Raw genomic sequence first — 26793 nt, forward strand, 5'->3', positions numbered from 1 at the left:
TTTAACACAAATTCATTCTATTTTAAAAGATTTAAAAGAAAATCAAGCCTGCAATTCCAAGAGGAATCAAATAAGCTGCAAACCATTCAAGCTTGCCTTTTTTTATCAATTTCATTAAAAAAGCGAGAGAAACGTAACCTGCCGCAAAAGCCGAAATAAATCCAAAAATAACAGGCAAAAGTCCTACAGAAGAACCAAGTTCGCCCAAATCCTTTGCTTCGAGCACAAATGCTCCCAAAATTGCAGGAATACTTACGATAAAAGAAAATTCTCCAGCGCTTTGGCGGTCAATTCCTGCAAGCTGTGCTCCGGCAATTGTTGAACCTGAGCGGCTGATTCCCGGCAAAGTCCCAATTCCCTGCATCAAACCGATAAAAAGCGACTGAAAAACGCCGATTCCCTTTTTTTCGCTGCTCAAAACCTCAGCGCCGCGGTTTTTTTTCTGCCAGAAACTGCTAAAAATCAAAAGTGCGGCCGTAACAAGAAAACCTGCGCAGGTAAATTTTATTGGCATTTCTGGAATCAGTTTTGAACTTAAAATTCCCAAAATTCCTGTCACAAAAGTTGCGCAAATAATCGCAACAATTGTTTTTCGGCCGAGAATGTCGTTTCCAGAAAGCAAATCTTCCGGATCGTTGTCAGAATTTAGCGGCCGGCGCGCAATCCAGCGTCCAAAGCAGCATAAAAGTTTCCAGATTTTTGCACGGAAAAAAATAACAACGGCAAGCAAGGTCGCAAGGTGAAGAATTACATCGTACAAAAGAGGCACATCGTCCAGCTTAAAAAGAAATTGAGCTACGGCAAGGTGTCCGCTCGACGAAATAGGCAAAAATTCAGCAATTCCCTGTAAAATTCCAAGCAAAATCGACTGTAAAACTGACATTTTTAGATCTCCATATTTTTTGTTTTGGGCAACTCTAAAAGCAAAAATTTCAGAGGCATTTTTATTTTTTATTCTATAAAAAAATAAGTGTTTTGTTTAGGCAAATTTAATTTTTATTTTATTTCGGGCGGCTTTTTACTTCGCTTTGCTGCGTAAAAACCGGGCTATTCGCCATTATCATTCTAAAAAAGCCGGGTAAATTCCCCGGTTTTTTTAGAACGCCTTCGGCGTGGCTACTATCCCTGCCGCAGATGTTATAAAATTGACAAACATTTGTGGCCAAAGTTGTGCCGGAGTGTTTTCTGCAAGCGCAAGTCCGTGTTCGCCTTCCTTAAAAAGATGATATTCAAATTCAATTCCGGCATCTTTGAGGCTTTTTGCAAAAACCAATGTATTTTCTGCCGGAACTGCCTTGTCTGTGCGCGTGTGCCAGACAAAAGTTTTAGGAAAATCTTTGGAAATGTGTTTTTCGAGAGAAACAGCATCGCGGATCAGTTCTTCAGAATTTTTATTTTCTGGATTTTGAGTGAATGTCTTCTTGCAAAGTTCAATCCGTTCGTCTTCCGTTAAATTTTCGGTTAGACGCTGGATTGAGCCTTCGTGGCAAATTTTTTTGTCGGCAGAAATTACCGGATAGCAAAGGCATAGCGCGTCTGGGCGGATTTGCTCTGGCAGTAAAATTTTACCGTCGAGGGTAAGATTTTGCAAAAGAGGAGTGTTCCAGAAACAGCCAAGGCTTGCGCAAAGGTGTCCGCCCGCACTGAATCCGCAGAGATAAATTTTTTGAGAATCGATATTCCATTCATCGGAATTTTTCTTAATAAAAGCAACCGCTCTTGCCAGGTCAAAAAGCGCCTCAGGAAATTTGAACGGTGCAAGTGTGTAATAAAGCACTGCCGACGAAAATCCCAGGGAATTCCAGAAAAGAGCAATGGTTTCCTGTTCTTTTTTTCCAAAATGGTTGTAGCCGCCGCCTGGAACAACCAGAATAAAAGGATTTTTTTTCTGATTTTCTAAAATATAAGGAGCAATACTGGCCTTTGAAGGCGGACATAATTCAATTTTTTCGTGATTCATAATAATATTATAAAAAGCGGTTTAAAAAGAAAAAAGGGCTACTGAAGGAGGAAAAAAAGTAGCCCTTTGTGAATCGTTTTTGTTATATTTCTTGCTGCTGATAATAAAATATAACTTTGCAGGATTTTATGCAATTGAATTTTAAGAAAATTTACTGAAAAATCGCTGGAATAACGCATTTTTTATGAAAAAGCTTGAAAACTTTGCGGTTTTGTTGAAAAATACCTGAAGATTTTGCGGTTTTTACGGTAATTTGAAATTCATTGGAGGTTAAAAATGGAAAAAATTGGAATTATTGGTGCAATGCAAATTGAAATCGACTGGTTAAAAAATTTAATGGCAAAAGAAGGTTCGGCAAAAACTGTTTGTGCCGGCGGTCTTGATTTTGAAACTGGAAAAATTCACGGAAAAGAAGTTGTTGTCGTTCGTTCCGGAGTTGGAAAAGTAAACGCCGCATTGTGCGCTCAGAGGCTTATTCTTCAGTTCAACTGTACAAATATAATCAATACGGGAATTGCCGGAGCTATGGCTGAAGGTCTCGGTGTTTTGGATTTTGTAGTTTCGAGCGATGCGGTTTATCACGATATGGACGCAACTGGATTTGGTTACAAAATCGGTCAAATTCCGCAGATGCCGGTTTATTCGTTCGAGGCAGACAAAAAAATGGTTCTTGCTGTAAAAAAAGCATTTGAAAATTGCGAAGAATCAAAAGGCCACAAAATGATTGAAGGAAGAATTGCCACAGGCGATCAGTTTATTTCTGAAAAAACTCTCAAGGCAAAAATAGCGGAAAATGTTTCTCCTGCGTGCGTTGAGATGGAAGGATGTGCAATTGCCCAAGCTTGCTGGCTCAATAAAACGCCTTTTGTAATTATCCGTTGTATGAGCGATATGGCGGACGATTTAAGTTCAAATGGCTATGAATTTAATGAGGGGATTGCCGCTCAATTGAGTGCCCAGGTAGTTGAAAAACTTATTGAAGCAATATAAAATCGCGCTATTAAAGTTTTTTTTCTTTATTAAGGGGCATTTCTAAATGGAATTAAAAAAATACAAGGTAGACAGTTTTAATTTGGACCACAGAAAAGTGGTTGCCCCTTATGTTCGCGTCGCTGCAAAAAAACAGGGTGAAAAAGGCGACGTCGTAACAAAATTTGATGTGCGTGTTTGTCAGCCAAACAAAGAATTTATGAATACAGGCGCCTTGCATACAATGGAACATATCATTGCTGAATATTTGCGGGATGAAATTCCTGGTGTAATTGATTTTTCACCGATGGGCTGCCGCACAGGTTTTTATCTTACTGTCTGGGGAGACGTTGATGAAGAATACATTGCAAGTCATTTAATCCCTGTTTTTAAAAAAGTTATTGACTGGACTGGCGAAATTCCTGCTGCCAACGAAATTCAGTGCGGAAACTACCGAGACATGGATTTGGAAGGTGCAAAAAAATTTGCAAAAAAATGGATTGAGGGAATCAGCAAAAAAGGTTGGAGTGCTTTTCCTGACTGGCTGTAAAATTTTTTCCGCTGGGGGTCTACTTAAGTGAACTTTTATCTAAAACTTAAAGAGACTATTTTTTCTGTAGCGCCAATTATGCTTTTGGTGCTTTTATTGGGTGTAACGATTGCACCTTTGGGTGGTCAGCTTTTGCTTCAGTTTATGCTGGGCGGAGTTATGGTCATTATTGGACTCGCCATTTTTCTTTTGGGCGTTGATATTGGGATTATTCCCGTCGGCGAGCGTAGTGGAGCAGCCCTTACTTCAAAGCGGAATTTACCGCTTCTTTTGATTGCCGCATTTTTTATCGGTTTTATCGTAACAATTGCAGAACCCGACATTCAGGTTTTGGCAGATCAAGTTCGTAAAATCGAATCTTCTGTTTCAAAATGGGGATTGATTATTGCGATCGCAGCAGGCGTTGGTCTTTTTGTTGCATTTGGAATTATGCGCGTAATTCTTTCAATTCCTCTCAGATTGATTTTAATAATTTCTTATATAGCAGTTTTTGGTCTTGCAGGTTTTGCGCCTCAGGCTTTGCAGGGAGTTGCTTTTGACTCCGGCGGTGCAACAACCGGTCCAATGACAGTTCCGTTTATTTTGGCGCTTGGTGTCGGAGTTGCGGCTGTCCGTAGAAAAACTCTTCAGAATTCTGAAAAAAATTCCATGGACAATGACGGAAGTTTTGGTCTTACTGGAATCGCATCTGTCGGTCCAGTTTTGGCGGTTATTATTTTTGCGATTGTAATTTCAAAAATAAATGGAGGAATCGGAGCTGCTGAAAGCGTTGATTCTGGTTCTGAAGAAGAGATTGCTGTCGGACTTTCTGTTGTTTTTGCACATCTCCCGGCAATTGCAAAAGAAGTTGTTTCTGCGCTGGCTCCTTTGGCTGCAATGGCAGTATTTTTCCAGATTACGCTTATAAAAATGCCGCCAATGCAGGTTGTCCGCATGATTCGCGGTTTTGTTCTGAGTTTTATTGGTCTGGTTATTTTTTTGGGCGGTGCTCAGGGCGGTTTTATGCCTGTCGGTCAGGAACTTGGAGTTTTGCTTGGAAAACTTGCTGCAAATTCGGGCGACGTTTTGATTTCGAGCACAAGCAACGGAATAACCAAAACTCTCTTTGTAATTCCTAAAATTGTCGGTCCGATTGTCCTTATTTTAATCGGCTGTATTTTTGGAGCAGTTGTTGTTTGCGCCGAGCCTGCGGTTTGGGTTTTGACGGATCAGGTTGAAGAAATTTCTGGCGGAATGATTAGAAGAAAAGTAATTCTCGTTGCGTTGAGCGCCGGAGTTGCAATTTCAATCGGAATTTCAATGGCGAGAGTTTTATATGGCTTTAGCCTTTGGTTTATTCTTATTCCTGGATATGTGATTGCGCTTGCGCTTTCTTTCTGGTGTCCAAAACTTTTTACAGGAATTGCTTTTGACTCTGGTGGAGTTGCAAGCGGACCTATGACAAGCACATTTATTCTTTCTCTTACGATTGGCGTAGGTCATGCGGTAAATGCAGGTTCTGCGAGCGAAGCATTTGGTGTAATTGCTCTTGTTGCAATGACTCCGCTTATTGCGATTCAAATTCTTGGAATTGTATTTAAGGTAAAAACAAATTCTCATAAAAAAATGGAACAAACTGAACTTCTGGAGGAAAAGGCATGAATTCATTTAAATTATTTTTCAGCGTAGTTCCTCACGGAAAAGGAGAAAAACTTACTCGCGCTGCAATGGAAAGCGGTTGCCGTGGTGGAACCGTTTTAATGGGACGTGGACTTGCAAAAACAAATCTTGCGGCAATTCTCGGTCTTGGCGAAAATTCAAAAGACGTGATAATGATGGTTGTTGAAAAATCGGCCTGCGAGTCTGTAAAAAACGCGATTCAAACAGCGACTTCAAAAGAAAAAAGACATTTTGGCGAACTTTTTAGCGTTGGAGTTGATTCGCTTTTAAAAGGCGGAAATATCATTGAAAATTTAAATGCCGCTGATGAAAATATGGAGGAAGACATTATGAGCACACAAAATGAAATGATTACAGTAATTGTAAATAAAGGTTATGCCGACGATGTAATGGCTGCCGCCAGACAGGCAGGTGCAGGCGGTGGAACAGTAATAAATGCGCGTGGAACTGCAAAAGAAACAGATGAACGTTTTTTTGGAATGCATATTGTTTCTGAAAAGGAAATGCTTGTAATGGTTGTTCCGAGCGACAAAAAACAGGCGGTAATTTCTGCAATCCGTGAGCTAAAATGTTTGAAAGATCCGGGAATGGGAATCGCATATTCCGGAAAAGTTGAAGATTTTGCATTTTTAGGAAAAGCAAAGTAAAATTAGCATTGATGAAAAATCTTTATAAACAGGTAAAGACGCTCATATTAAGAAACAAGGTTTCTGACTTTGAGTACGATTGTGTTAAAACTGAAATTTATCAGACAAACCTTTTGATGCTCGAAGTCTGTTCCCTTGTTGGTTGCGTTCTTTTTTTTGTTTTAGGAATTGTCGGAATTTTTTTTAATTCGTTTCCAAATGCAAGAACAATTAGCTATTTTGCGGTTTTTGCCGTAATGCTGTTTATTTTTATTTTATCAATAAAGATTTCGCAGGAAAAATTAAAGCTTGCGGTACCGCTTCTTTACGTTTTTATATGGACTTTAAGTGTTTTTACCGCTTTTCGGGGAATTTACGGAAACACTGGTAATTATTCGGTCATGTTTGTCGTTTTGGAATTTGCGATTCCTGTTATTTTTATTGATAGAGTTTTGAGAATGTTTAGAAATACAGGTCTTCTTTTATTTTTGAACATGATTTGTACAATTCTTTTTAAAGACGTAAAAATTGCCCGAGTTGACATCTTTTACATGTGGCTTTTTTACGGATTAAGTTTTATTCCGTGTTTTTATCTGACAAAAATCCGTGTCCGTGAATTTTTTTTAAGGCAGATTATTGAAAATCAACGCGATACTGATGAATTGACCGGACTTTCAAACAAGGCGGCATTCATCCGTTTGGCAAAAAAAAATATTAATTCAACAAATACCGGAATTTTGATAATGCTTGATTTGGATTATTTTAAGCAGATAAACGACACTTACGGACATTTTGTTGGCGATAAAGTTCTAAAAAAAGTTGCGGTCTGCATTCAGGAAGTATTCCGTTCTTCCGATGTGCTGGGGCGTTTTGGAGGCGATGAATTCTTAATTTTTATGGTTGGCGCAAATCAAAAGAATATTGCAAGAATGCGTTGCGAACAACTTTTGGAATTGCTGAATAAAACTCCGGTTTTGACGGACGATCCCGAAAAATCTGGATTTATACAGTCGAGCATAGGTTTTGCGGTTTTTGAAGATACGGATTTTGATACGCTCTTTAAAAATGCGGACGCCGCCTTGTACGAAGCCAAAAATTCTGGAAAAAACAAAGTCTGCTGTTTTGAAAATAACTAAAACTTGTAAGAAAATGAGCACAAAAGAAAAGATTCTTTCAATTTTAAATTCTGATTCGTTAAAAAACGATTTTATTTCTGGAGAAGAACTTGCATCCTGCTGTCAGGTGAGCCGTGCGGCTGTTCACAAGGCAATTTCTGCTCTGCGTGAACAGGGATTTTTAATCGAGGCCGTTACAAATAAAGGTTACAAACTTGAAAGTGTTCCTGACAGAATTGATTCAGATTTTATCGAAAAAGAAATTTTAAAATGTGGCGAAAAATGCGAAGTTCTTGCTTTTGACGAAATTGATTCGACAAATTTGGAGGCAAAAAGACAAACAGCCGACAAAGAACTTAACCGCGTGCTTTTTGTTGCCGGAAGACAGACGGCAGGACGCGGAAGAATGGGGCGGACTTTTGTTTCGCCTGCGAATTCTGGAGTTTATTTTTCGCTTGTTTATAAACCTGTTGCAGGCATAAAAAATCCTGCTTTTTTGACAGCGGCCGCGGCAGTTGCTGTAAGCAGAGCAATAAAATCTCTTTATGGAGAGGATTGCAAAATAAAGTGGGTGAATGACGTTTTCTTGAATGGCAAAAAAATCTGCGGAATTTTAACTGAAGGTGTTACGAATTTTGAAACCGGCACAATCGATGTTGCCATTGTCGGAATCGGAATAAATGTGCGGAACAGCGGTTTTGATGAGGAGCTTTCAAAAGTTGCTGGCAGCGTTGAAGAAATTATCGCCGGAGAAGGCAAAACTGTTCCAAAAGTAAGCCGGAATCAGATTGTTTCGGAAGTGATTTCTAATCTTTTAAAAATTTACGATTTTTATTTTGCAGACGATAAGCAGGAAATCAAAAGAACTATGGACGAATACAGAAAACGTTCTCTTTTGACCGGGCTTGAAGTTTGTGTTAATCCAATTGCTGGTCTTGAAGGAAAAATCTACAAGGCTAAGGTTCTTGATGTGACGGACGAAGCGGAACTTTTGGTTTTGACGGAAGATGGAATTCAAAAAAAATTGTTTTCTGGAGAAGTGAGCCTAAAAAGTTCAAATTTTGCTAATCAAAACTGAGAATTTATTTTAATAGTTTCCTGATATTTTTATAATGCTTTTTAAATAAGTTATGATATAATTAAAAGATATTTGGAGTATTTTAGAATGAGTGACCAAGAACTTGACCCGACGCTTGCAGCTTTCCTTGCAGAAACCCAGGAATCCTCCGGCCCGACTTTGAGCAATGTTTCGAACAAACTGACAGAAACAGGGCCTTTTAGTGCGGCAAGTTTTAATGCAAATAGGGAAGAATCCGCCGAAAAGCAAAAACAAGCTAGTAAAGTTGATTTAAGCGTTACAAAATTCAATCCGATTGAAAAATTCTTTGAAGATAAGCCAATGCCGTATTTTGACGATCCGGCATATTATAAGATTTGTCTTACAGGCGAAGGTCTGCCGGCTCAGAGAGTTCATCAAGTGCTTTCAAAATACTTAACATGTACAGATCCAAAAGACAGGACAGTTTACCGACAGCAAATGGTAATGGCTTATTGGGAACTTGTTCATAATATGGCGCCAAAAATGGCGGATTTAAACCTGCCAAAAGTAAAAAGAATGATGATGCGGTTTGGCGTTGTTTTGCCGTCGCTTTTTACTCCGGAACAAAAAGAATTCTTTTCTAAAGTAATTTTGGACAATACGACTGGCGAACCTGTTTACTACATGGATGAATGGTTTAAGGAAATTGCAAGCGGCCGGCTTACGCTTTCTGCAACCGATGAAGTTCGCGTAAAAAAATCGGCAAATGATGGCGGTTCTGCAGAACAGCAGCATCTTATGCAGTTAAAAAGCAAGAACGACGGAAAATTGCAGAGTTCTGAAAGTTTTGTGAATGCAAAAGAAAGCGAACGTCAGATGATGGAAAATGAGCTTTTAAATCGTATTCACGCTCTCTGTGAACATTCTACTATGATTGGACTTGAACCGCACCGTATGCCGTACACCGACATGCAAAAAAAACTTTTTGCAGAAATTCAAGAGAGGCTCCGTGCTTTGCAGAAAAACGACAAGGAGCTTGCAGGTTATTTAAAAGAACTTGAAGAGGCAAAGGCTGTAAGCGGCTCTCTTGAGGCAAAAATTGCGAACGGTCCTGTGAGTGTTGAAGTAAACAAAGGCGATATTGATACAGAATTTAATACTGTCCGTCAGATGGCAAAAATGACAGTTGGCCGTCAGGGAAATCAATTTCCGGTTTTTACGAGGGAATTTTATCACAGTACGCCACAGGGAACAGGTTTTAGAGAAAACGTTTTAAGCGTAATGTCCTGGGTTGAAGAAATGGATCCGGGCGCATTTTGCCGAATTCATAAAAATACTGCGCATAGAATTGTTCCATACGTTTTGCTTGTTCCGACTTATGGTGATTTTGGATTTTGCTGGGAACCTTTTGACCGTTACAACAGAATTACGAGCCGTGGACGAATTGTAATTCCAATGTATCCGAGAGATTTAAAAATCAGCGTTTTGATGGCAGTTGCCGATTTGCGCTGGCAGGTTGCAAAGGAAAAGGCATCGTATTACTGGATGGAAGAAGGACTTACCGGACAGTATTATCAGTATATTGAAAATCAGAAATTAAAAGGTGATCTAAAATCATATTTTATTTCGGATTATGTGCTTTGGCTTACAAAAGAAGTAAATGGCGTGCAGAGAATGGACAAAGAACTGCGTGCGATTTTCTGGCGTTTTGTGCCGTTTAACCAGCAGAAAAAAGATGAACTGAAAAAACGGTCGGTTGTATATCAGGAACTTTACCAGAGGGATATTAACCGCAGCATGAGCGATGGTTATTGATTTGTGGAATGCGGTAGGGGCTGGAGTGGACGCATAGCGTGTGCGTAGTACCGGAGGCGCGTTAGACGCCGTAGCCACGCAAGACCCGACGGCAACTTGTTGCCGGACCGCCCATATAAAAATTTGGGCGAGTTGCAACTTTTATGGGAGTTTTATGAAGACAAGGGATTTAGAAACTTTTGTTTTTAACGGGAAAAATTACAGCCTGCTTTCCCGGACTTTTCAGGATGCGTTTTTTTCGCTCGGACTTTTGACGTTCAGATATTATCCTGAAGAAAAAATAATGATTGTTTCTGACAGGTTTGTTGAAACTTGCCACGCGTCTAAAGTTTATTCAAATATGCCGTACAGTTTTGCGGACACTGTTATTGCTGAGGAAGACCGTCAAAATTTTTATAAACTTATAGAAAAACTTGAAAATGGCGAGAAAAAAGTTTCTGACACTTTTGAGTCTGTTTTCGGCGGTTGTTTTAGAATTACGATTGTTCCGTGCGAATGGAACAGTGACGGAAAAGCGATTGTTGCGCTGGGATTTGCAGAAAATATTGAAAAACAAAACCGTTCCGAAAGGCTTTTTAGGGCGCTTGCAAAAGATTACGGCAGCATTTATTACGTTGATGTTGAAAAAGGAACTTTGATTCCTTATAGAATCAGCGATGATATTCAGCGCGAATATGGAGAATCAATCCGCAAAAATTCAGATTATGTGCATTTGATAAATTATTACATCGATAAAACCGTTGTTGATGTTGAAAAAGACGAAATGCGGAGAATCTGTTCGTATAAATTCATTGAAGAGTGTTTTAAGGAAAAGGACGTAATTCTTCATGATTATCGCGGGGTTCGCGATGGAAAGACGATTTATTGCCGGTTAAAAATTGCAAAATTGGGAAATTCGGAAAAACTTTCGGATTTTATGATTGCTTTTTCTGACATGACGAAGGCAAAAACTTTTGAAGTTGAACGTCTTGCGTATGTTGATCCGATTACCGAAGGCAATAATTATAATTATTTTAAAAAGCAGTTGGGCGAAATTAACAAACCCGGATATTTTGTTTCGATGGATATTCATCAATTCAAGATTGTAAACCAAATTTGCGGAATAAAAGTTGGCGACCAGGTTTTGAAGGAAATTTGGAATACAGTTGAAAAAAATTTAAAAGAGCAGGATTTTGCAGCCCGCGTAAATGCCGACCATTTTATTGTTTTTGCTCCGACTTCGCCTCGGGAGGAAATTGAAGCAAAGATTGGAAAACTTACGGACGATCTTTCTGAACTTTCAAAAAAAATGCGATGGCCACGGCTGCATCCGTATTTTGGAATTGCAAGGTGGGTTCCTGGACAGAATATTGAAGAAGTTTACAGTTGCACGACTTTTGCAAAGCACAGCGTAAAAGACGAAAAAAATCTAAATTTTCAGTTTTATTCGGTTGAAGAGAGCGATAAAGTTATTGAACAGAAAAAGATGGAAGATAATTTTTTTGACGCGATTCTCGGAAATTGTTTTGAAATATGGTATCAGCCGAAGGTAAGTCCAGTTTGCGGACGAATTGTTGGTGCTGAAGCCCTTGTCCGTTGGCGACGAGAAGATGGAATACTGGTTCCGCCGGGAATGTTTATTCCTGTTTTTGAAAGGGACGGGCTTATCCGTATTCTGGATGAATATATTTTTGACAAGGTTTGCCGTTTTATAAGGGCAAGAACTGATGAAAAACTGCCTGTTTTGCCGATTTCTGTAAATCTTTCGCGGGCAAGTATTTGTTATGAGGGAATTGTCGAGCAGTACGAAAAAATTGTTCAGGATGCGGGAATAGATCCAAAATATGTGCCGATTGAAATTACGGAAAGTGCCGCGGTTAGCAATTCGGACATAAAAGAAATTTCAAATGAATTTTGCCGGCGCGGTTTTGTTTTGTGCATGGATGATTTTGGAACCGGATATTCTTCAATTTCGCTTTTAAATTCCCTGCCTTTTGCAAACATTAAACTTGATAAAAGTTTGATTGACACAATTGGCGATGAAAAAGGCTTAAAATCGATAAAGCATATAATCGCGCTGTCGAAAGATTTGGGAATGACGATTACTGCCGAAGGGGTTGAACATGAGTCGCAAAAGAATTCTCTTATGGATTTAAAATGCGATAATATTCAGGGATTTTTCTACAGTCCGCCAATGCCGGAAAAGGAATTTGTAAAACTTCTGTAAAATAATGTTTTCTGGTTTTGTCAATGCCTGTTTTGCCAGCAAATGTGTTTGTGTAATTTTTTGCAAAGTGATAAAGTGAATTGATTCATTTTATTGAACCGAAATTAATTTTTTATACGAGGAAAAATCATGGACTTTGTAAAAGATTTACGTGCAAAGGCAAAAGCTGCTGGAAAAACAATCGTTCTTTGCGAAGGTGAAGACAAACGCGTTGTTGAAGCTGCTTCAGTAATTGTAAAAGAAGGAATCGCAAAAATTATTCTTCTCGGAAATGCAGACGAAATTGCAAAATTTGGTTTTGATATGTCTGGTGTAAAAATCGTAGACCCAAAAACTGATTCAAATGCTGATAAATATGCAGAAGTTCTTTACAAGGCACGCGAAGGAAAAATCAATAAAAAGACTGGTCTTCCTGAATATGCAGATGTTGCTGCTGCAAAAGCTGCTGCTCTTAAAGATTATACAATGTACGGTGCTTTGATTTTAAAAGCAGGCGATGCTGACGGCTTTGTTTCTGGTGCTTGCCATTCAACAGCAAATACTTTGCGCCCAGGACTTCAGGTTATCAAAACAGCACCTGGAATTAAAACAGTTTCTTCTTGCTTTATCATGGTTGCTCCAGAAGGTTCAAATAAATATCTTCCAAACGGAATTTCTGTATTTGGCGACTGTGCTATCAATATCGAACCATCTGCTGAAGAATTGGCTGACATTGCCGTTGCAACAGCAGAAACTGCTAAAAAAATCGCAGGAATCGAACCAAAAGTTGCAATGCTTTCGTTCTCTACAAAAGGTTCAGGAAACGATGCAAAGGGCTTGAACACAGTTGGAAAAGTTGTAGAAGCTACAAATCTTGCAAAAGCAAAAGCTCCAGAGCTTGCTCTCGACGGTGAATTCCAGTTTGACGCTGCAATTGCTCCGGAAGTTGGCGAACTTAAGGCTCCAGGAAGTGCAGTTGCAGGACACGCAAACACATTTATCTTCCCAAACATCAACGCAGGAAACATTGGCTACAAAATCGCTGCCCGCATGGGTGGCTGGAAAGCAATTGGACCTGTATGCCAGGGATTTGCAAAACCTCTCAACGACTTGAGCCGTGGTTGCAATGTTGACGAAATTGTTGACACCGTTGCAGTAACTGCTTTGCAGGCATAATAAAAGTCAAAAAAATTATTTCTGATTTTTGAACGGACTGTCTAAAAAACACTTTTTAGGCAGTCCATTTTTTTTGTGTTTGTGGTAGACTTGCTGGAGATAAAAAGTAACTTTGCATTAAAAAATTTGTTTTTTTGTAAAAAGTTGCGTCTAAAAAGGAAAATTATGTCTTGCTTAAAAAAAATAACTGAAAAAGTGGCTCTTTTTACGGCTTTGCCGTTGTTGTTAGTTGGTTGCGCTTCTACGAAATATTCTTTGACGGAAAGTGCTTCTCCGGTTGCGATTCTTGGAGTTTGCGGAAATACTCACGTTCCTTATTATTCTTCTGAAGTTCGTGATGACGAATACGGAGAAGAAGATGGACTTTTATCGAATGCAATAAATAGTTTTTTTGGAAAAAATAATCCTGAAATTCAGACTGCCGCTGACCGTGTTGATTATGCCGAAGATGCTTTCAGACGGATTTTGCCAGAGGTTGCAGGTATTGAAGTTGTTCCAAAAGAAGCTGTAATGAATTCTCCGACTTATGCTAATATTGGAAAAAACAGCTTGCTTTCGTATATCGATGTAAAAATTCGTGGTGAAGGCTACAAGTTTATGGACGATATTGGTTCAAAAAAAGCGCGGTTGATTTCGAGGGAAACTGGCGCAAAAAGCCTTGTTTTTCTGTCTTTTACGTTTAAAAAATATATAAAAGATGATGGAGATAATCTTAACGCAAATCTTGGCGCAATGGGAATTATGAATGTTCTTATGTACAATGAGCATGGAAAAAAAGTGCTTGAAGATGAATTTACTGTAATTTCGCCAGAATCTGTTGAAATGCGGATGACAAAATATGACAAAGATGAAATGGTTGAACTGTTTCCTTCTGTAATTGACCAGCTTATAAATAAATTTATAGTAAAATATCTGTAAAAAATAAAAACTAAGAGAGAATAAAATGAAAAGAAAATTAGGTTTAAAAAGATTTGTTTTTTTGATGGGAACTTTGGTTTTTGCAGTTGCATTTTCGGGTTGTGCTTCTGCTAAAATTGAAAAACAAAGCATTTCTCCGCTTGCGATAATCACTGTGGCTGGAAACAGTTCTTTGCCGTGGTATGTTGTAAAAGAAGGGGAAGAGCCGAAGGCAACGAAAGGACTTTTGCAAAATGCGATAAATTCCAAATTTTATGATGATGATCCGGAAGTTGCCTCAAGTTTTAACCGCCTTGATTATGCAGAAGATGCTCTGCGCAGAATTTTCGGAGAAATTTGCGAAATTGATTTTGTTGGAAAAGAAGAAGTTGTTTCTTCAAAAAAATACAAATCAATGTCGGAAGGACTTTTGTCCATAATGAATACGACAATTACTGCAACTGATTACAAAGATTTGCGCAATCCTGGAAAATATGACCTAAAAAAACTATGTGAATCTGTCGGTGCAAAAGGCGGAGTCGTTATTGAATTTGAATTCTTTAAAAAAACTGCCTCGGGAACGACGGTGAACGGAACTGTTTGTCCTTTTGTTAAGATGAAGACTAAGATTTTTGACCAGACTGGAAAAGAAATAAAATATAAAACTTATACAGTTCAGGGTGCTGAAACTTTAAAAGTTGCCGGCAGAAAATATGATGCTGACGCTCTTGTTGAAATGTATCCTGCTGTAATCGACCAGCTTTTGACTCAGTTTGCAATGGACTTATAGCCCGGATGCTTGCATGCTGCGGCTTTTGCTTGCGCAAAACCCGTTTTTTTTACATGTGCGCTAAAGCGCACGACCGGGCTTATAGCCCGGATTGGAGCCCCGAAGTTGCAGCACGGAAATTTTTAATTTTCGGGCTGTAATGGAGCGGTTAGCGGAAGGGCGGAAAGCCGGTTTGTGCGGAAATTGTGCTCCGAAGTTAAAAATACTGAAAATCTTTCTCAATTGTAAAACTGTTTTATTTTCGCTAGAATAAGGCATTATGGTAATTGCTTCTATCGACATGAAAGACGGACACGTTGTCCAGTTAAAAAACGGCAAAGATTTGGTTCTTCAGCGTGATGATGCTGAGGCTTTGATTTCTGATTTCAATAAATATGGTGAGGTTGCTGTAATTGACCTTGATCAGGCTTTGCGTAATACCGACGAAAAAGGCAACACCAAAAATACTGAACTTTTAAAGCAGATTTTAAGAAAGGGAAATGTTCGCGTTGGCGGTGGAATTCGTTCTGTTAAAAAAGCCCGCGAATTGATTAGCCTTGGTGCGGAAAAAGTTATTGTTGGTTCGGCTGCCTGGAATGCTGATGCTAAAGACGGCGAATCTTTTTTGAATGAAGAATTTTTGCAGGAGCTTTGCGACGCGATTGGAAAACAGCGCGTGATTATTTCGGTTGATGCGATTCACGGAAAAATTGCCGTAAAAGGCTGGACTGAAACGGTTGATATTCCGCTGGTGGAAGGCGCAAAACAGGCCGAAAAATTTTGCTCTGAGCTTTTATTTACCTGTGTTGAAAAAGAAGGCTGCATGCAGGGAACTGACATGGAAGCTTGCCGTGCCCTGAGAAATGCCGTAAACTGCCGTCTTGTTGTTGCCGGCGGAGTTAATAATCTTGAACAGATTGTTGAGCTTGAAAAAATCGGTTGCGATGTTCAGCTCGGAATGGCTCTGTACACAGGAGCTGTAAATCTAAAAGATGCTTTTGTAAACTGTCTGAATTATGAAAAAACTGACGGGCTTATTCCGGTGATTGCCCAGAGTCCTGCTGGCGAAGTTTTGATGCTCGGTTATGCAAATAAAGAAGCGTTTGAAAAATCTTTTGATACTGGAAGACTTACTTTCTTTAGCCGTACAAAAAACAGGCTTTGGACTAAAGGCGAAGAAAGTCATCATTACCTTGATTTGATAAAAATGCGTGCCGATTGCGACCGTGATACTGTTCTTGCAACGGTTTTTCCAAACGGTGGAGTTTGCCACACTGGTTCTTACACTTGCTTTAACGCCGAACCTGGCGCAAAGTCAAACCTTGAACGTCTTTATGCGACAATTGCAGAACGTTTTGCAAATCCTCGTCCAGGAAGTTACACTGCAACTCTCGACGCTAAGCGTGTGCGCGAAAAAGTAATGGAAGAAGCCGAAGAGCTGACTGACGAAGCGGAATCTCGTGAGGACGTTATTTGGGAAGCAGCCGACCTTATTTATTTTGTGAGCGTTTTGATGTACAAAGAGGGCGTTACCTGGCAGGATGTTTATGACGAACTCGACAGACGCCATAAGGAAAAATAAAAATCCGGCGAAAATTAAGCCATAAAAAGGTCGTTTCGACTTGCGAAATGACCTTTTGGCTGTAATTTTTTATTTTTTGCCTTAATTGCCATTTTTTAATTGGTTGGAGTGATTGTGAGCGAACATCTCTGGCACATTTTAACTGATTCTTTTTTTAAGATTTTAATTCCTGGTCTTGTTACGACAATTCCGCTTACTGCAATTTCGTTTTTTCTGGCGCTTGTAATTGGAATTCTTACGGCCTTAGTTCAATTTGCAAATGTAAAAGTTTTAAAACATATTGCCCGTTTTTATATTTGGGTGGTTCGTGGAACTCCGATTTTGGTTCAGCTTTATGTTGTTTTTTACGGATTGCCAAACCTTGGAATTATGATTGAGCCTTTTCCGGCGGCAGTTGCGGTTTTTGCGGTAAATGAAGGCGCTTACACGGCGGAAACGATGCGTTCCGCTTTTGAGTCGGTGCCGGCTGGACAACTTGAAGCCGGTTATTGCGTTGGAATGAGCTATTTTCAGACATTCTGGCGGATTTTGCTTCCTCAGGCTTTTAAAACTGCTTTTCCGCCGCTTTCAAATTCTTTGATTGCAATGGTCAAAGAAACTTCTCTTGCAGCAAACATTACGGTTACAGAAATGTTTATGGCAACTCAGAGAATTGTTGCCCGAACTTACGAGCCGCTTGCCCTTTACATTGAGGTTGCTCTCATCTACTTGATTTTTTCGACTGTTTTGACCTGGGTTCAGCGGAAGGCTGAGAAAAAAATCAATTTTTTGTCAGAAAAAACTTTTGACGGAGAAACGCGGTAAAAATATGATGGAAAAAATTCTTGAATTAAAAAATCTTCATAAGTCGTTCGGAAATTTAGAAGTTTTGAAGGGAATTGACCTGAGCGTAAACAAAGGAGATGTAATTTCTATAATCGGCTCTTCTGGTTCTGGAAAGACAACTTTGCTCCGTTGCCTTAATTTTCTCGAAAAAGCCGATGAAGGCGAATTGATTTTTGACGGCCAGACTTACGACTTAAAAAAAATGCACAAAAAGCAGATAAACGAAATCCGCAAAAAAACAGGATTTGTCTTTCAAAATTACAATTTGTTCAGAAATAAAAATGTCCTTCAAAATGTGACGGAAGGACTGATTGTTGCCCGAAAAATAAAAAAAGAACAGGCGGAAAAAAGCGCAGTTCAAATGCTCAAAAAAGTCGGAATGGAGGACAGGGCAGAATATTTTCCGCACCAGCTTTCTGGCGGACAGCAGCAGCGTGTAGCAATTGCCAGGGCTTTGGCAACCAGTCCAAAGATTATTTATTTTGATGAGCCAACGAGCGCCCTTGACCCGGAATTGACCGGCGAAGTTTTGCAGGTAATGAAAAATCTTGCAGAAGAAGGAATGACGATGATTGTTGTAACGCACGAAATGAATTTTGCAAAAAACGTGAGCACCCGTGTTGTTTTTATGGAAAAAGGCAAAATTCTTGAAGAAGCAGGAGCAAAAGAATTCTTTGAATCACCAAAAAATCAGCGTACAAGAGAGTTTATTGGAAAGTTTGAATAAAAAGCAAATACGTTGGAGAGCCAAAACGAAAATTGACTTTTTATGGGAGAATTTTATGAAAAAAAATTTATTTATTTTTGCGGCGGCAGTTTTTTCGGCAGGAATTATATCTTGCAAAAAAAGCGAAACTGCCGACCTTTTGAGCCAGATTCAAAAAAAAGGCAAGATTACAATCGCAATGGAAGGAACCTGGGCGCCATGGACCTACCATGACGAAAAAAATGAACTTGTCGGTTACGATGTCGAAGTCGGCAAAAAAATTGCCGAAAAATTGGGTGTAAAGGCAGAATTTGTCGAAGTTGACTGGGACGGAATTTTTGCAGGAATTGATTCAAAACGCTACGATTTGAGCTTGAACGGCGTAGAAGTAACACAGGAACGCGCCTTTAAATACGATTTTTCAGAACCGTACGCATATACACATACTGCTTTAATTGTAAAAAAAGACAACGATTCAATAAAAAAATTTGAGGACTTAAAAGGCCGGACAACGACAAACTCGCTCGGCAGCACTTATGCAGAATATGCCGAAAGTCTTGGCGCAAAAGTCGTTACAATTGACTCGTTTGAAGAAACATTGCAGCTTGTTGAACACGGACGGGCCGACGCGACCTTAAACGACAACGCAACATTTTTTTATTACCAAAAAATAAAGCCAGAAAATCCGTTCAAACTTGCAGCATTGACAGAAAACGCAAGCCACGTTGCAATTCCAATGCGCAAAGGCGAAGAAACAAAAACATTGCTCGAAGCTGTAAATAAAGCAATCGAAGAATTAAAACAAAGTGGCGAACTTGCCCAAATTTCCCAAAAATACTTTGGCGCAGATTTAACAAAATAAAAAAAATGGAGCGCAATTTGCGGTCAAACCGGCTCTGCATGGTTGCGCTGTCCGCTCCATTGTCTGGTCAGGTTTAGTTTTTCTAAACCTGACCAGACAACTAAAGCCATTCCGATCCGGGCTAAGTTTTCCGGTTTATGGATATTTTTTTGACAAAAAATTATTTTCTTTTTAGCCAGTTGCCTGGACTTAAACCAGTATTTTTCTTAAATACATTTGAAAAGTAATTTTGATTTGCAAATCCTAGAGCGACAGTAACATCAAAAATCGAAAAATTATCAGAAAGAAGCATTTTTTTTGCCTGTTCAATTTTCATCTTTTCATGCAATTCCTGAACAGAGCAGCCTGTAAGTTCTTTTGTTTTTTTGGAAAGGTAGCTTCGGCTAACCATAAAATGTTCTGCGATTTTGTCGAGATTTGTTTTTTCAGAAATATTTTTTTGTAAATAGTCGGTTAAATTTTTTATGGTTATTCGGTTTCTTTTTGATTCAGTTGGATTTTGTTTTTTTAACAGTCTGTTGATTTCTGAAGTTTCCAGTAAAAAATCATTTTTTTTATCAGCTTTTTTTATCCTTACAGAATACAAAGCGTTGCTTAAAAGCAATCTTATAACATCATAATAAGCAATATTTAAAAACTTCATTTCCAAAAAAATGTAACCAAAATATTTATCAGAATGATGCAGCACTTCCAGCATTAATGAATATCTTGTATCCATAAAAAGGCTTTTAGGAAATTGATATGGCTCGTGAATTTTAAACTGCAATTTCTGTTTTAATTCTTCTTTTGGTTCTGGATAGATAAGTCTTATTTTTGTGTCGTTGATATTTGAAGAATTTGACTCGTTAAGGGCAAGAAATGCTTTAGATATGTTCATTTCGTTTAACTGCATTTTTAGAAGTTCAATTATTTCATCGAGATTCATTGCATCGCTTAAATCTACGGCATTTTTCGAAATATTATTCAATCTGTATGGATTTTCTCTTTCCGCCAAAGTTTCGTATTTTGTAAAAATTGTAATAAGAGTTCTCATTTGATGAAAAATGCCTTCAATTCTTAAAATTGTTTCAAGATTTTCATTTTTTAAGACAGGAATAAAAATATTTCTAAAACCTGTAACTAGATTTTGAAGGTAAGCTGCATTTGACGAAGCAATATGAGAATATTTTTGTAAATGATTTTGAAACCATTCCAGCATGCAGCTTTTTTCGGGATTTAAATAGACATCGTTAAAAAAAGAATTCACCAGATTTTCTACATCAACTTCCTTTTCGGTTTTGAAAATTTCCAAAAGTTTAAAAATTAGTTTTTGCCTTAACTGTTGTTCTGAAATTTCTGTTTCATCTTCGGTTAAATCAATTTTTTTTCCTGCATTTTGTACGCTTTTTTCAAAACATCCGCAAGATTGTCTTATGACAAGTGAAGTTTTTACTCTTACAATTTTGCATGGAGAGTTTGGATTCATTATCTTGTCGATTAAAAGTTCAACCGCCATATAACCGCGCTTAAAATATTCAAGATTGACTGTCGTAACTGGAGTTTTTGCGGTTATTCCGTCGTACCAATTGTTAAAACCTGTAACAGCAATGTCTTTTGGAACATTAAAACCGTTTTTTTCCAGTTGATTTATAACTTCTGCTGCAATAATGTCGGTTGTCGTTACAATTGCTTCAATTTCTTTTTTTCGAATGTCATGGTCTTGCAAAAATCGGGTGACAGTGTTTGAAAGAGAAATCACGCTCATGGAATTTGCCATATAAACGGAATTTTCAATTTCTTTTAATCCATATTTTTTTAATTCATTTTTATAAGCTGAAAGTCGTTTTCTGTGTGGTTCAGAAACGTCTGCTCCTATAAATGCAAATTTTGAATAACCGTGAACTTTTACAAGATGTTCCATAATCATCTGAACTGAGGAATCGCTGTCTATTCTGAGCGCTGTAACTCCAGGAATATCAAGATGTCCTATGTCTATCATTGGAAGCGGTTTTAAACTGTTAAAAGTTTTCAAAATTTTTTCGCTGTCAACAAATTCTCTTAATGAAGATGCCCAGGTTATAAGTCCGTCAAGAAAGGGTTTTTTCATAAACCAGAAATTCTTCATATAGTGATTTACGAAATTTATGTCTTCAAAAAGAGAATATTTTATTGCCGCTCCCATGTTTATAAAGTTTATATCGTAGTCGGCGGCGGCTTTCATCATGCCTTCGATGTATTCTAGTGCAATAAAAGAACGAAGGTCGGCAATTCCTGTAAATCCTATTGTAATTCTTTGGCCTTTGTTTTTTTGTTCAGTTAAAAATGCTTTTCTTTGGGAAATTTTAAAATTCATATGTTTTTCCGTTTTTTTATATACATAATTATACTTTGATTTTGCGTAATTGAGTATGTTTTTTTTTATGAAGAAGCAGGTTGTTTTTATTTTATACGAAAATGAATACTTTTATACGAAATAGTCCATAAACGACTGAATGGTTCTAAAAAATATAGGTTTTGACCAAAAGATAAAAAGTATATTTAGCCTAAGGAAGTTTGTATTTATTTCTAAGGAGGTTTTGTATGAAAAAATTTATAAGAAATATGCTTGCAGTTCTTTTTTTTGCAGCAATTTTTTGTCTAAGCGGCTGTTCCGATTCAGATGAATCTAATGGAGAGACGGAAATTGACTCTGGCAGTCAAAATGGTGAGCAGAAAAAAGATGAATCAGACGACGGAAAGGTTTTAAATGCCGAAGCAACTGAATATTTGTTAAAAGCTGGAGATTCTAAAGAATTAACTCTTACAGATATTTCTCTTGCGGCTTCAAAAACGTTAAAAATGGACGGAGGAGCAACCTGGACTGTAGAAAATCCGTATATATGCTCGATAAGTTCTTCTGGAAAATTAACTCCGCTTTCTGGTGGCGAAACTGTTGTAACAGGAACTTTATCTTCGGATTCAACGAAAAAAGCAGTGTTAAAAGTAAAAATTGCAGAGCCGAACAGGGAAGTTTCGTCAGATCCGTTTGACCTTAGAACAATTTCTGAAAATATAGATATTTTCTGCTGTGGTGATTCAATTATGAGAGATTATTCTGCCAGCGATTCTGATCAGTATGGTCTTGGACAGGCTCTCAAGGAGTTTTTTGATGAAACAAAGGCTAATGTCGTAACTGATATTGCAAACGGCGGCCGTTCTTCAAGACTTTTTTATAATGAAGATTCTCGTTGGCCAGAAGTAAAGCGCCGTATTGAGGCTAATAATAAGGCTGGAAAAAAATCAGTTGTAATCCTTTCTTTTGGACATAATGACCAAAGAGCATTGACTGACTGCGATAAAACTTATGGAGCACAGTTTACTTTTGCTTCTGAAAATGCAAATGGTACAGTTGCAGGAACTCACTACGACTTTATGGAAAAATATATTGTTGAAACACGTGAACTTGGAGCGGTTCCAATCTGTGTAACGCCGTTTGTTCGTGCCAATTATTCTGGTTCAGAAGTAAGTGCTTATGGAAAACACGACTGGTCAAACAAAACTATGACGGGAGATTCTACTCCTCGTGGAAATTATCCTGCCGCAATGAAAGCTGCTGCCAAAAAACAGGGCGCAATTCTTGTTGATATGACAGAACTTAGCGCTGTCCGTGTTGCAGAATACAATAATGCAGGCAAGGAAAAATATTTTTATGTAGATAGTGATAACACTCACGAAAGAACACTGGGCGGTCTTGAGCTTGGAAAAATTGTTACAGATGAATTAAAGAAAAACGGATATTTGACTTCTTATATAAAAGATTGTTCGCCAAGAATTATGGTTGATAAGTCAAATCTTGCTTTTGAACGTATTCTTGCAAATGCAACAAAAACAACCTCTTTTAGAATTTCTAATTTTCAAAACAAAAGCGGAACAATTACGGTTTCTGCTCCTTCAGGTTTTGGTCTTAGTCTTTCTGACAGCGGAACTTTTGATTCAGTTTTAACGATTGAAACAGATGAAAATTTTATAGGAACTGAAATATTTGTAAAATTTAGCCCAACAGAAGTGATTTCGTATAATGGCGATATGACAGTTACTCATTCATCGGTAACTCCTGATTTTGGAAATACTCCGGCTGGAACAGTTGACGGTTCTACTTTAAAAATTGCTCTCTCAGGTGCAGGAAAAGAGTTGTCGGTGTCAGGTACGGATTTTGTTGTAAATTGGCCTATGATTTCGGGAAACCAATTTTCGGTTGCAGCAACTTCAACTTCTGAGGATATTGTTCCTGCAGAAACTAAACTCAACGGTCTTATAAAATCTTCGAATAAACCAATCGGCACAGAAACTTATGCCCGCGTAACAATCGACAATCCCGGCAATGTCTGGCCTGTAAACGACACTGGTGCAAAAATGAACGATGTTTATATTGAATATAAAATTCCAGCCAGTGGAATTGACCTTACAGTAAACGAAATCAGTTTTGACTGCTGTTCTTCTGGTGGTTCATATATGGCTTGGAGCGCTTATTATTCTACAAATGAAGATTTTTCTAATCCAGAACCAATTTGCGAAATGAAAACTGCTCAAAAAGAAGTTCTATGTTCAAATTCTGTCGGCGGTTCAAAGAATAGTTCAGACGCGCTTGGACTTCCTGTAGAAAATGGCAAATCGCTTTATATAAGAGTTTATCCAGCATACAAGGATACAAAGGAAAATGCTGGACGTACATTTATAATCTCTAATGTAGCAGTAAAAGGTTTAATTCAATAGATGAAAAAATATAGGAGGCAAATCAAATGAAAAAAATTTTAAGAGCAGCGGTAGTTTTTACGGCTTTAGCTTTGCTGGGAACAGGTTTTATTTCTTGTTCCGACGGAGACGATTCTTCTTCTGACAACAGCGGAAGCCAGAATCCGGCAACTCCCGAAAAACCAGGCGATTCGACGCCATCTGAGTACGATGATTCGGCACTTTCTGCGGCGACTTTATGGGTTGTTGGTGACTCGACTGTTTGTGATTATGTAAAAGATGGAAAACATACTGACGCAACTTATTTTTATCCGCGTTATGGTTATGGAACTCAGTTGGCAAACAACTTGTCTTCTAAGATTACAGTAAGAAATCTGGCTCTTTCTGGCCGTTCTGCAAAAAGTTTTCTTACGGAAGAAAATTACCAGACTTTGATTGCTGAAATTAAGGAAGGCGATTTTCTTGTAATTGGTTTTGGACACAACGATCAAAAATTTGACGATAGCGACCGTTTTGCAAGCGCTGCTGAATCGACAGATACAGATGGCTCTTTTAAAAATATTCTTTTTAATAAATATGTAAAGGTTGCACAGGAAAAAAACGCAACACCGATTATTTGTTCTCCAATTGTTCGTCTGAGTTCTTCAAATGATTATTCTGGTTCTTATGCCCATATAACTGCTTCTGGGGATTACAGGAAAGCCGCGGAAGAACTTGCAAACGAAAAATCTGTTCAGTTTGTAGATTTGACGACAATGACAAAAGAAAAATACACAGAACTTGGCTATGATGAAGCGATTTATTTTCATGCAATGGCTCAAGGAAGTTCTTCCGATTTGCCAAACTTAAAATCAGTTGATGGAACACATATCAATATTTATGGCGCAAAGATGGTTTCGTATTTTTTTGCCAAGACAATTTCTCAAAGTTCATGTGCATTAAAACCGTATGTAAAATCAACTTATCTACCTTCAAAGGATAAAGATCTTGTAAAAAATCCAGACTATGTATTTGTTGATTATACTGCTCCGGATTTATCAAAATTAAATTCTGTAGAAAACTTAAAGTGTACGTCTGAAGGCTGGTATGGAACTGCTTTTGGCGATTGCGGAGGAGATCCTTCGGCTGCTTCAAATGGATTTTTTGCACAGGAAACTTCAGCAGGAATTTTTAAGGTTGGTCAGACAGGTACGGCCTCGCCAAAAGGAAAAATAACTTCTTTGGCAGACGGTTTTGCTTTTGCTTTTCAACAGATTCCTGTAAGCAAAAACTTTACGCTTACTGCAAAAGCAAAAGTTTTAGTATCGGTTGCTGGTAAAAATCAGGCAGGTTTTGGTTTAATGCTTCGTGACGACTGCTATGCTCCAAACAAAATTGCGGTAAGTTCAAACTATGTATCTGCAGGACTTTATGCAGATTCTGTAAGTACTTGTATTGCAAACTGGAAGAGAGAATCTGGTTCTTTAAAAGTTTCTGAAAACAAAATTTCGGCTTTTTATAATAACGACGAAACCGCAGAATTTACAATTGAAAGAGTTGGTCAGGTTGTAAAAGTTAAGACTGTTTATAAAGGCAATGTTTACGAAACTACTTACACGGATTTTGATTTTGTAGCAAAAGATTCTAATTATTTTTATGCAGGCATGTTTGGAACTCGTGGAACTTGTGTAGAATTTACAGATGTTGTTTTGACAATAACTGGCGAATCTCAAGGCGCATAAGTTCGAAATTATTCTGGAGCGCAATTTGCGGTCAAACCGGCTCTGCATGGTTGCGCTGTCCGCTCCATTGTCTGGTCAGGTTTAGTTTTTCTAAACCTGACCAGACAACTAAAGCCATTTCGATCCGGGCTAAGTTTTCCGGTTTATGGATATTTTTTTATTCAAGTCTTAAGCGGGCCGCATGTGCGTGTCCTGCCAGTCCTTCGGCATCTCCAAGGTGTCCTGCGGCTTTTGCAGAGGAAACTGCGCCTTCTGAGCCTGGAATTGTGCGTAAGGTTGTGACTGTTTTTAAGAAAACGCGTACGCTCAAGCCGCCTGTAAAACGGGCGCTTCCAGAAGTAGGAAGAGTATGGTTTAGTCCTGCTGAGTAGTCGCCAAAAACTTCTGCGCTTCCGTGTCCCAAAAAGAGCGAACCGTAGTTGTGGCAAAGTTCTGCGATTTTGTCGCGTGCTGTTCCTTCGTCCATTGCAAGTTCGAGGTGTTCCGGGGCTTTGCGGTTCGCGGCTTCTGCTGCCTGTTCAATATTGTCGCAGAGAATGATTGCGCCGCAGTTTTCGATTGATTTTTCCGCTGTTTCTCTTGTTTCGAGGACTTTAAGCTGTTTTTCGATTTCGGTTTGAACTGCCTGTGCAAGTTCTTTTGAGTCTGTTGCCAGAATTGGCTGTGCAACAATATCGTGTTCTGCCTGCGCAAGAAGGTCGGCCGCAACCCATTCTGGATTTGCCGATTTGTCTGCAATTATAAAAACTTCTGTCGGACCTGCAACCATGTCGATTCCGACTGTTCCGTAAACCAGTTTTTTTGCTTCTGCAACAAATTTATTTCCTGGACCTACGATTACGTCTGTGCGTGGAATTGACTGCGTGCCAAAAGCAAGCGCTCCGATTGCCTGTGCTCCGCCGCAGGCGTAAGCCTTTGTAACTCCGCAAATATATGCCGCCGCCATAATATTTTCGTCAGCATAAGGTTTTCCGCCGACAAAAGGAGAACCTGGAATTCCAGTTCCTGCTTTTTGTGCGGCTGCTCTGTCTTCAGGATGAACTCTTGGCGGTGTGCACAGAACAATATCTTTAACGCCTGCTGCAACTGCCGGAGTAACTGTCATTACAACTGTGCTTACGAGCGGAAATCGTCCTGCCGGAACGTAAACACCTGCTTTTTCTACAGGAATATTTTTCTGGCCGGTAAAAAGCCCGGGTTCAAGTTCAACTTCAAAATTGTCAAAAGACTCGCGCTGTTTTTTTGCAAAGCGAAGCGCAAGGTCGTGGCTGTAGCAGAGCGATTTATAAAGTTCTGGATTTTCTTTTTGCATTTTTTGTGCGGCGGCTTTTAATTCTGACTGCGGAATTTCGAGCGAAGAAGGCGAGCTTACGTCAAATTTTGTGCCGTATTCTAAAAGCGCTTTGTCGCCGTTTGTTTTTACGTTAAGAAGAATGTCTTTTACAATGTCGATTGAAGAACCAAAGTCGCGTCCGTTAAAAAAATCGTCTTTTAAATCTTTATAGTTTATGATTTTAATCATCTGTATGCTCCAGAAACATTTGCAATTTTAGAACAGTTTATTGAATTTTGTGCTTTGTTGCTAGAGAAAGAGTTTTTGGGAAAATACGCAGGGCGCGGGAAACGA

21 protein-coding genes are annotated in these 26793 nt (G+C 38.7%); 17 read left to right on the top strand and 4 right to left on the bottom strand.

Annotated elements, in window-relative coordinates; all coding sequences use genetic code 11:
• Positions 1-31 precede the first annotated feature (31 nt).
• Together B5D47_RS06005 and B5D47_RS06010 are read right to left on the bottom strand one after the other, a co-directional pair.
• Positions 32-883, bottom strand: a complete 852-nt coding sequence (locus tag B5D47_RS06005) for an undecaprenyl-diphosphate phosphatase (protein ID WP_078930934.1) — start codon at positions 881-883, stop codon at positions 32-34.
• A gap of 213 nt (positions 884-1096) precedes the next feature.
• Entirely contained in the window at positions 1097-1960 is an 864-nt protein-coding gene (locus B5D47_RS06010) for an alpha/beta hydrolase (protein ID WP_078930935.1), read from the bottom strand.
• 276 nt (positions 1961-2236) lie between these two features.
• Between B5D47_RS06010 and B5D47_RS06015 the strand changes: the two genes are divergently transcribed.
• The 15 genes from B5D47_RS06015 (at position 2237) to B5D47_RS06085 (ending at position 18735) form a co-directional block, all read left to right on the top strand.
• Positions 2237-2950, top strand: a complete 714-nt coding sequence (locus tag B5D47_RS06015) for a 5'-methylthioadenosine/adenosylhomocysteine nucleosidase (RefSeq protein ID WP_078930936.1) — start codon at positions 2237-2239, stop codon at positions 2948-2950.
• Positions 2951-2996: 46 nt separating this feature from the next.
• Positions 2997-3479 (top strand): S-ribosylhomocysteine lyase, encoded by a 483-nt coding sequence (locus tag B5D47_RS06020; protein WP_078930937.1) that lies wholly within the window; start codon positions 2997-2999, stop codon positions 3477-3479.
• A gap of 27 nt (positions 3480-3506) precedes the next feature.
• Entirely contained in the window at positions 3507-5120 is a 1614-nt protein-coding gene (locus tag B5D47_RS06025) for a DUF1538 domain-containing protein (RefSeq protein WP_078930938.1), read from the top strand.
• On the top strand, positions 5117-5785 hold the full coding sequence (locus B5D47_RS06030; protein ID WP_078930939.1) for a P-II family nitrogen regulator: 669 nt from the start codon (positions 5117-5119) through the stop codon (positions 5783-5785). Before B5D47_RS06025 ends, B5D47_RS06030 begins: the two co-directional genes overlap by 4 nt.
• Positions 5786-5796: 11 nt before the next feature.
• The gene (locus B5D47_RS06035) at positions 5797-6900 is read left to right on the top strand and encodes a GGDEF domain-containing protein (protein ID WP_078930940.1); all 1104 of its coding nucleotides are present in this window, start codon (positions 5797-5799) and stop codon (positions 6898-6900) included.
• Between the two features lie 13 nt (positions 6901-6913).
• Positions 6914-7957, top strand: coding sequence for a biotin--[acetyl-CoA-carboxylase] ligase (locus B5D47_RS06040; RefSeq protein WP_159443500.1), 1044 nt, complete (start codon positions 6914-6916; stop codon positions 7955-7957).
• An 87-nt stretch (positions 7958-8044) separates the two neighbouring features.
• Positions 8045-9733: a hypothetical protein gene (locus tag B5D47_RS06045; RefSeq protein ID WP_078930942.1), complete on the top strand. Its 1689-nt coding sequence runs from the start codon at positions 8045-8047 to the stop codon at positions 9731-9733.
• A 154-nt stretch (positions 9734-9887) separates the two neighbouring features.
• A complete protein-coding gene (locus B5D47_RS06050; RefSeq protein ID WP_078930943.1) occupies positions 9888-11939 on the top strand; it encodes a GGDEF domain-containing phosphodiesterase in 2052 nt (683 codons plus the stop codon).
• 129 nt (positions 11940-12068) lie between these two features.
• Positions 12069-13094: a phosphate acetyltransferase gene (pta, locus tag B5D47_RS06055; RefSeq protein ID WP_078930944.1), complete on the top strand. Its 1026-nt coding sequence runs from the start codon at positions 12069-12071 to the stop codon at positions 13092-13094.
• A gap of 165 nt (positions 13095-13259) precedes the next feature.
• Positions 13260-14012 (top strand): hypothetical protein, encoded by a 753-nt coding sequence (locus tag B5D47_RS06060; RefSeq protein ID WP_078930945.1) that lies wholly within the window; start codon positions 13260-13262, stop codon positions 14010-14012.
• A 25-nt stretch (positions 14013-14037) separates the two neighbouring features.
• Entirely contained in the window at positions 14038-14781 is a 744-nt protein-coding gene (locus B5D47_RS06065) for a hypothetical protein (protein WP_078930946.1), read from the top strand.
• A gap of 259 nt (positions 14782-15040) precedes the next feature.
• Positions 15041-16342: a bifunctional phosphoribosyl-AMP cyclohydrolase/phosphoribosyl-ATP diphosphatase HisIE gene (hisIE, locus tag B5D47_RS06070; protein ID WP_078930947.1), complete on the top strand. Its 1302-nt coding sequence runs from the start codon at positions 15041-15043 to the stop codon at positions 16340-16342.
• Positions 16343-16456: 114 nt separating this feature from the next.
• A complete protein-coding gene (locus B5D47_RS06075; protein WP_078930948.1) occupies positions 16457-17146 on the top strand; it encodes an amino acid ABC transporter permease in 690 nt (229 codons plus the stop codon).
• 4 nt (positions 17147-17150) lie between these two features.
• Positions 17151-17894: an amino acid ABC transporter ATP-binding protein gene (locus B5D47_RS06080; RefSeq protein WP_273443569.1), complete on the top strand. Its 744-nt coding sequence runs from the start codon at positions 17151-17153 to the stop codon at positions 17892-17894.
• A 55-nt stretch (positions 17895-17949) separates the two neighbouring features.
• Positions 17950-18735 (top strand): transporter substrate-binding domain-containing protein, encoded by a 786-nt coding sequence (locus B5D47_RS06085; RefSeq protein ID WP_078930949.1) that lies wholly within the window; start codon positions 17950-17952, stop codon positions 18733-18735.
• A 160-nt stretch (positions 18736-18895) separates the two neighbouring features.
• On the opposite strand, the gene B5D47_RS06090 is transcribed toward B5D47_RS06085, so the two are convergent.
• Entirely contained in the window at positions 18896-21067 is a 2172-nt protein-coding gene (locus B5D47_RS06090) for a substrate-binding domain-containing protein (RefSeq protein ID WP_078930950.1), read from the bottom strand.
• Positions 21068-21294: 227 nt separating this feature from the next.
• Here B5D47_RS06090 and B5D47_RS06095 point away from each other — a divergent pair, with 227 nt between their 5' ends.
• Both B5D47_RS06095 and B5D47_RS06100 read left to right on the top strand, forming a co-directional pair.
• Complete coding sequence (locus tag B5D47_RS06095) at positions 21295-23466, top strand: SGNH/GDSL hydrolase family protein (RefSeq protein ID WP_078930951.1); 2172 nt, start codon at positions 21295-21297, stop codon at positions 23464-23466.
• Positions 23467-23492: 26 nt separating this feature from the next.
• Positions 23493-25166, top strand: coding sequence for a GDSL-type esterase/lipase family protein (locus B5D47_RS06100; protein WP_078930952.1), 1674 nt, complete (start codon positions 23493-23495; stop codon positions 25164-25166).
• Between the two features lie 157 nt (positions 25167-25323).
• Here B5D47_RS06100 and hisD read toward each other — a convergent pair whose 3' ends face one another.
• Complete coding sequence (gene hisD, locus B5D47_RS06105; protein ID WP_078930953.1) at positions 25324-26688, bottom strand: histidinol dehydrogenase; 1365 nt, start codon at positions 26686-26688, stop codon at positions 25324-25326.
• Between the last annotated feature and the right edge of the window lie 105 nt (positions 26689-26793).

The organism is Treponema berlinense, from assembly GCF_900167025.1.
In the GTDB taxonomy this organism is placed as follows: Bacteria; Spirochaetota; Spirochaetia; order Treponematales; family Treponemataceae; genus Treponema_D; species Treponema_D berlinense.

Excerpts from the sequence above, each read along its gene's own strand:
- B5D47_RS06005 (WP_078930934.1), bottom strand. The coding sequence starts at position 883 with ATGTCAGTTTTACAGTCGATTTTGCTTGGAATTTTACAGGGAATTGCT.
- B5D47_RS06010 (WP_078930935.1), bottom strand. The coding sequence starts at position 1,960 with ATGAATCACGAAAAAATTGAATTATGTCCGCCTTCAAAGGCCAGTATT.
- B5D47_RS06015 (WP_078930936.1), top strand. The coding sequence starts at position 2,237 with ATGGAAAAAATTGGAATTATTGGTGCAATGCAAATTGAAATCGACTGG.
- B5D47_RS06020 (WP_078930937.1), top strand. The coding sequence starts at position 2,997 with ATGGAATTAAAAAAATACAAGGTAGACAGTTTTAATTTGGACCACAGA.
- B5D47_RS06030 (WP_078930939.1), top strand. The coding sequence starts at position 5,117 with ATGAATTCATTTAAATTATTTTTCAGCGTAGTTCCTCACGGAAAAGGA.
- B5D47_RS06035 (WP_078930940.1), top strand. The coding sequence starts at position 5,797 with ATGAAAAATCTTTATAAACAGGTAAAGACGCTCATATTAAGAAACAAG.
- B5D47_RS06040 (WP_159443500.1), top strand. The coding sequence starts at position 6,914 with ATGAGCACAAAAGAAAAGATTCTTTCAATTTTAAATTCTGATTCGTTA.
- B5D47_RS06045 (WP_078930942.1), top strand. The coding sequence starts at position 8,045 with ATGAGTGACCAAGAACTTGACCCGACGCTTGCAGCTTTCCTTGCAGAA.
- B5D47_RS06050 (WP_078930943.1), top strand. The coding sequence starts at position 9,888 with ATGAAGACAAGGGATTTAGAAACTTTTGTTTTTAACGGGAAAAATTAC.
- pta (WP_078930944.1), top strand. The coding sequence starts at position 12,069 with ATGGACTTTGTAAAAGATTTACGTGCAAAGGCAAAAGCTGCTGGAAAA.
- B5D47_RS06060 (WP_078930945.1), top strand. The coding sequence starts at position 13,260 with ATGTCTTGCTTAAAAAAAATAACTGAAAAAGTGGCTCTTTTTACGGCT.
- B5D47_RS06065 (WP_078930946.1), top strand. The coding sequence starts at position 14,038 with ATGAAAAGAAAATTAGGTTTAAAAAGATTTGTTTTTTTGATGGGAACT.
- hisIE (WP_078930947.1), top strand. The coding sequence starts at position 15,041 with ATGGTAATTGCTTCTATCGACATGAAAGACGGACACGTTGTCCAGTTA.
- B5D47_RS06080 (WP_273443569.1), top strand. The coding sequence starts at position 17,151 with ATGATGGAAAAAATTCTTGAATTAAAAAATCTTCATAAGTCGTTCGGA.
- B5D47_RS06085 (WP_078930949.1), top strand. The coding sequence starts at position 17,950 with ATGAAAAAAAATTTATTTATTTTTGCGGCGGCAGTTTTTTCGGCAGGA.
- B5D47_RS06090 (WP_078930950.1), bottom strand. The coding sequence starts at position 21,067 with ATGAATTTTAAAATTTCCCAAAGAAAAGCATTTTTAACTGAACAAAAA.
- B5D47_RS06095 (WP_078930951.1), top strand. The coding sequence starts at position 21,295 with ATGAAAAAATTTATAAGAAATATGCTTGCAGTTCTTTTTTTTGCAGCA.
- B5D47_RS06100 (WP_078930952.1), top strand. The coding sequence starts at position 23,493 with ATGAAAAAAATTTTAAGAGCAGCGGTAGTTTTTACGGCTTTAGCTTTG.
- hisD (WP_078930953.1), bottom strand. The coding sequence starts at position 26,688 with ATGATTAAAATCATAAACTATAAAGATTTAAAAGACGATTTTTTTAAC.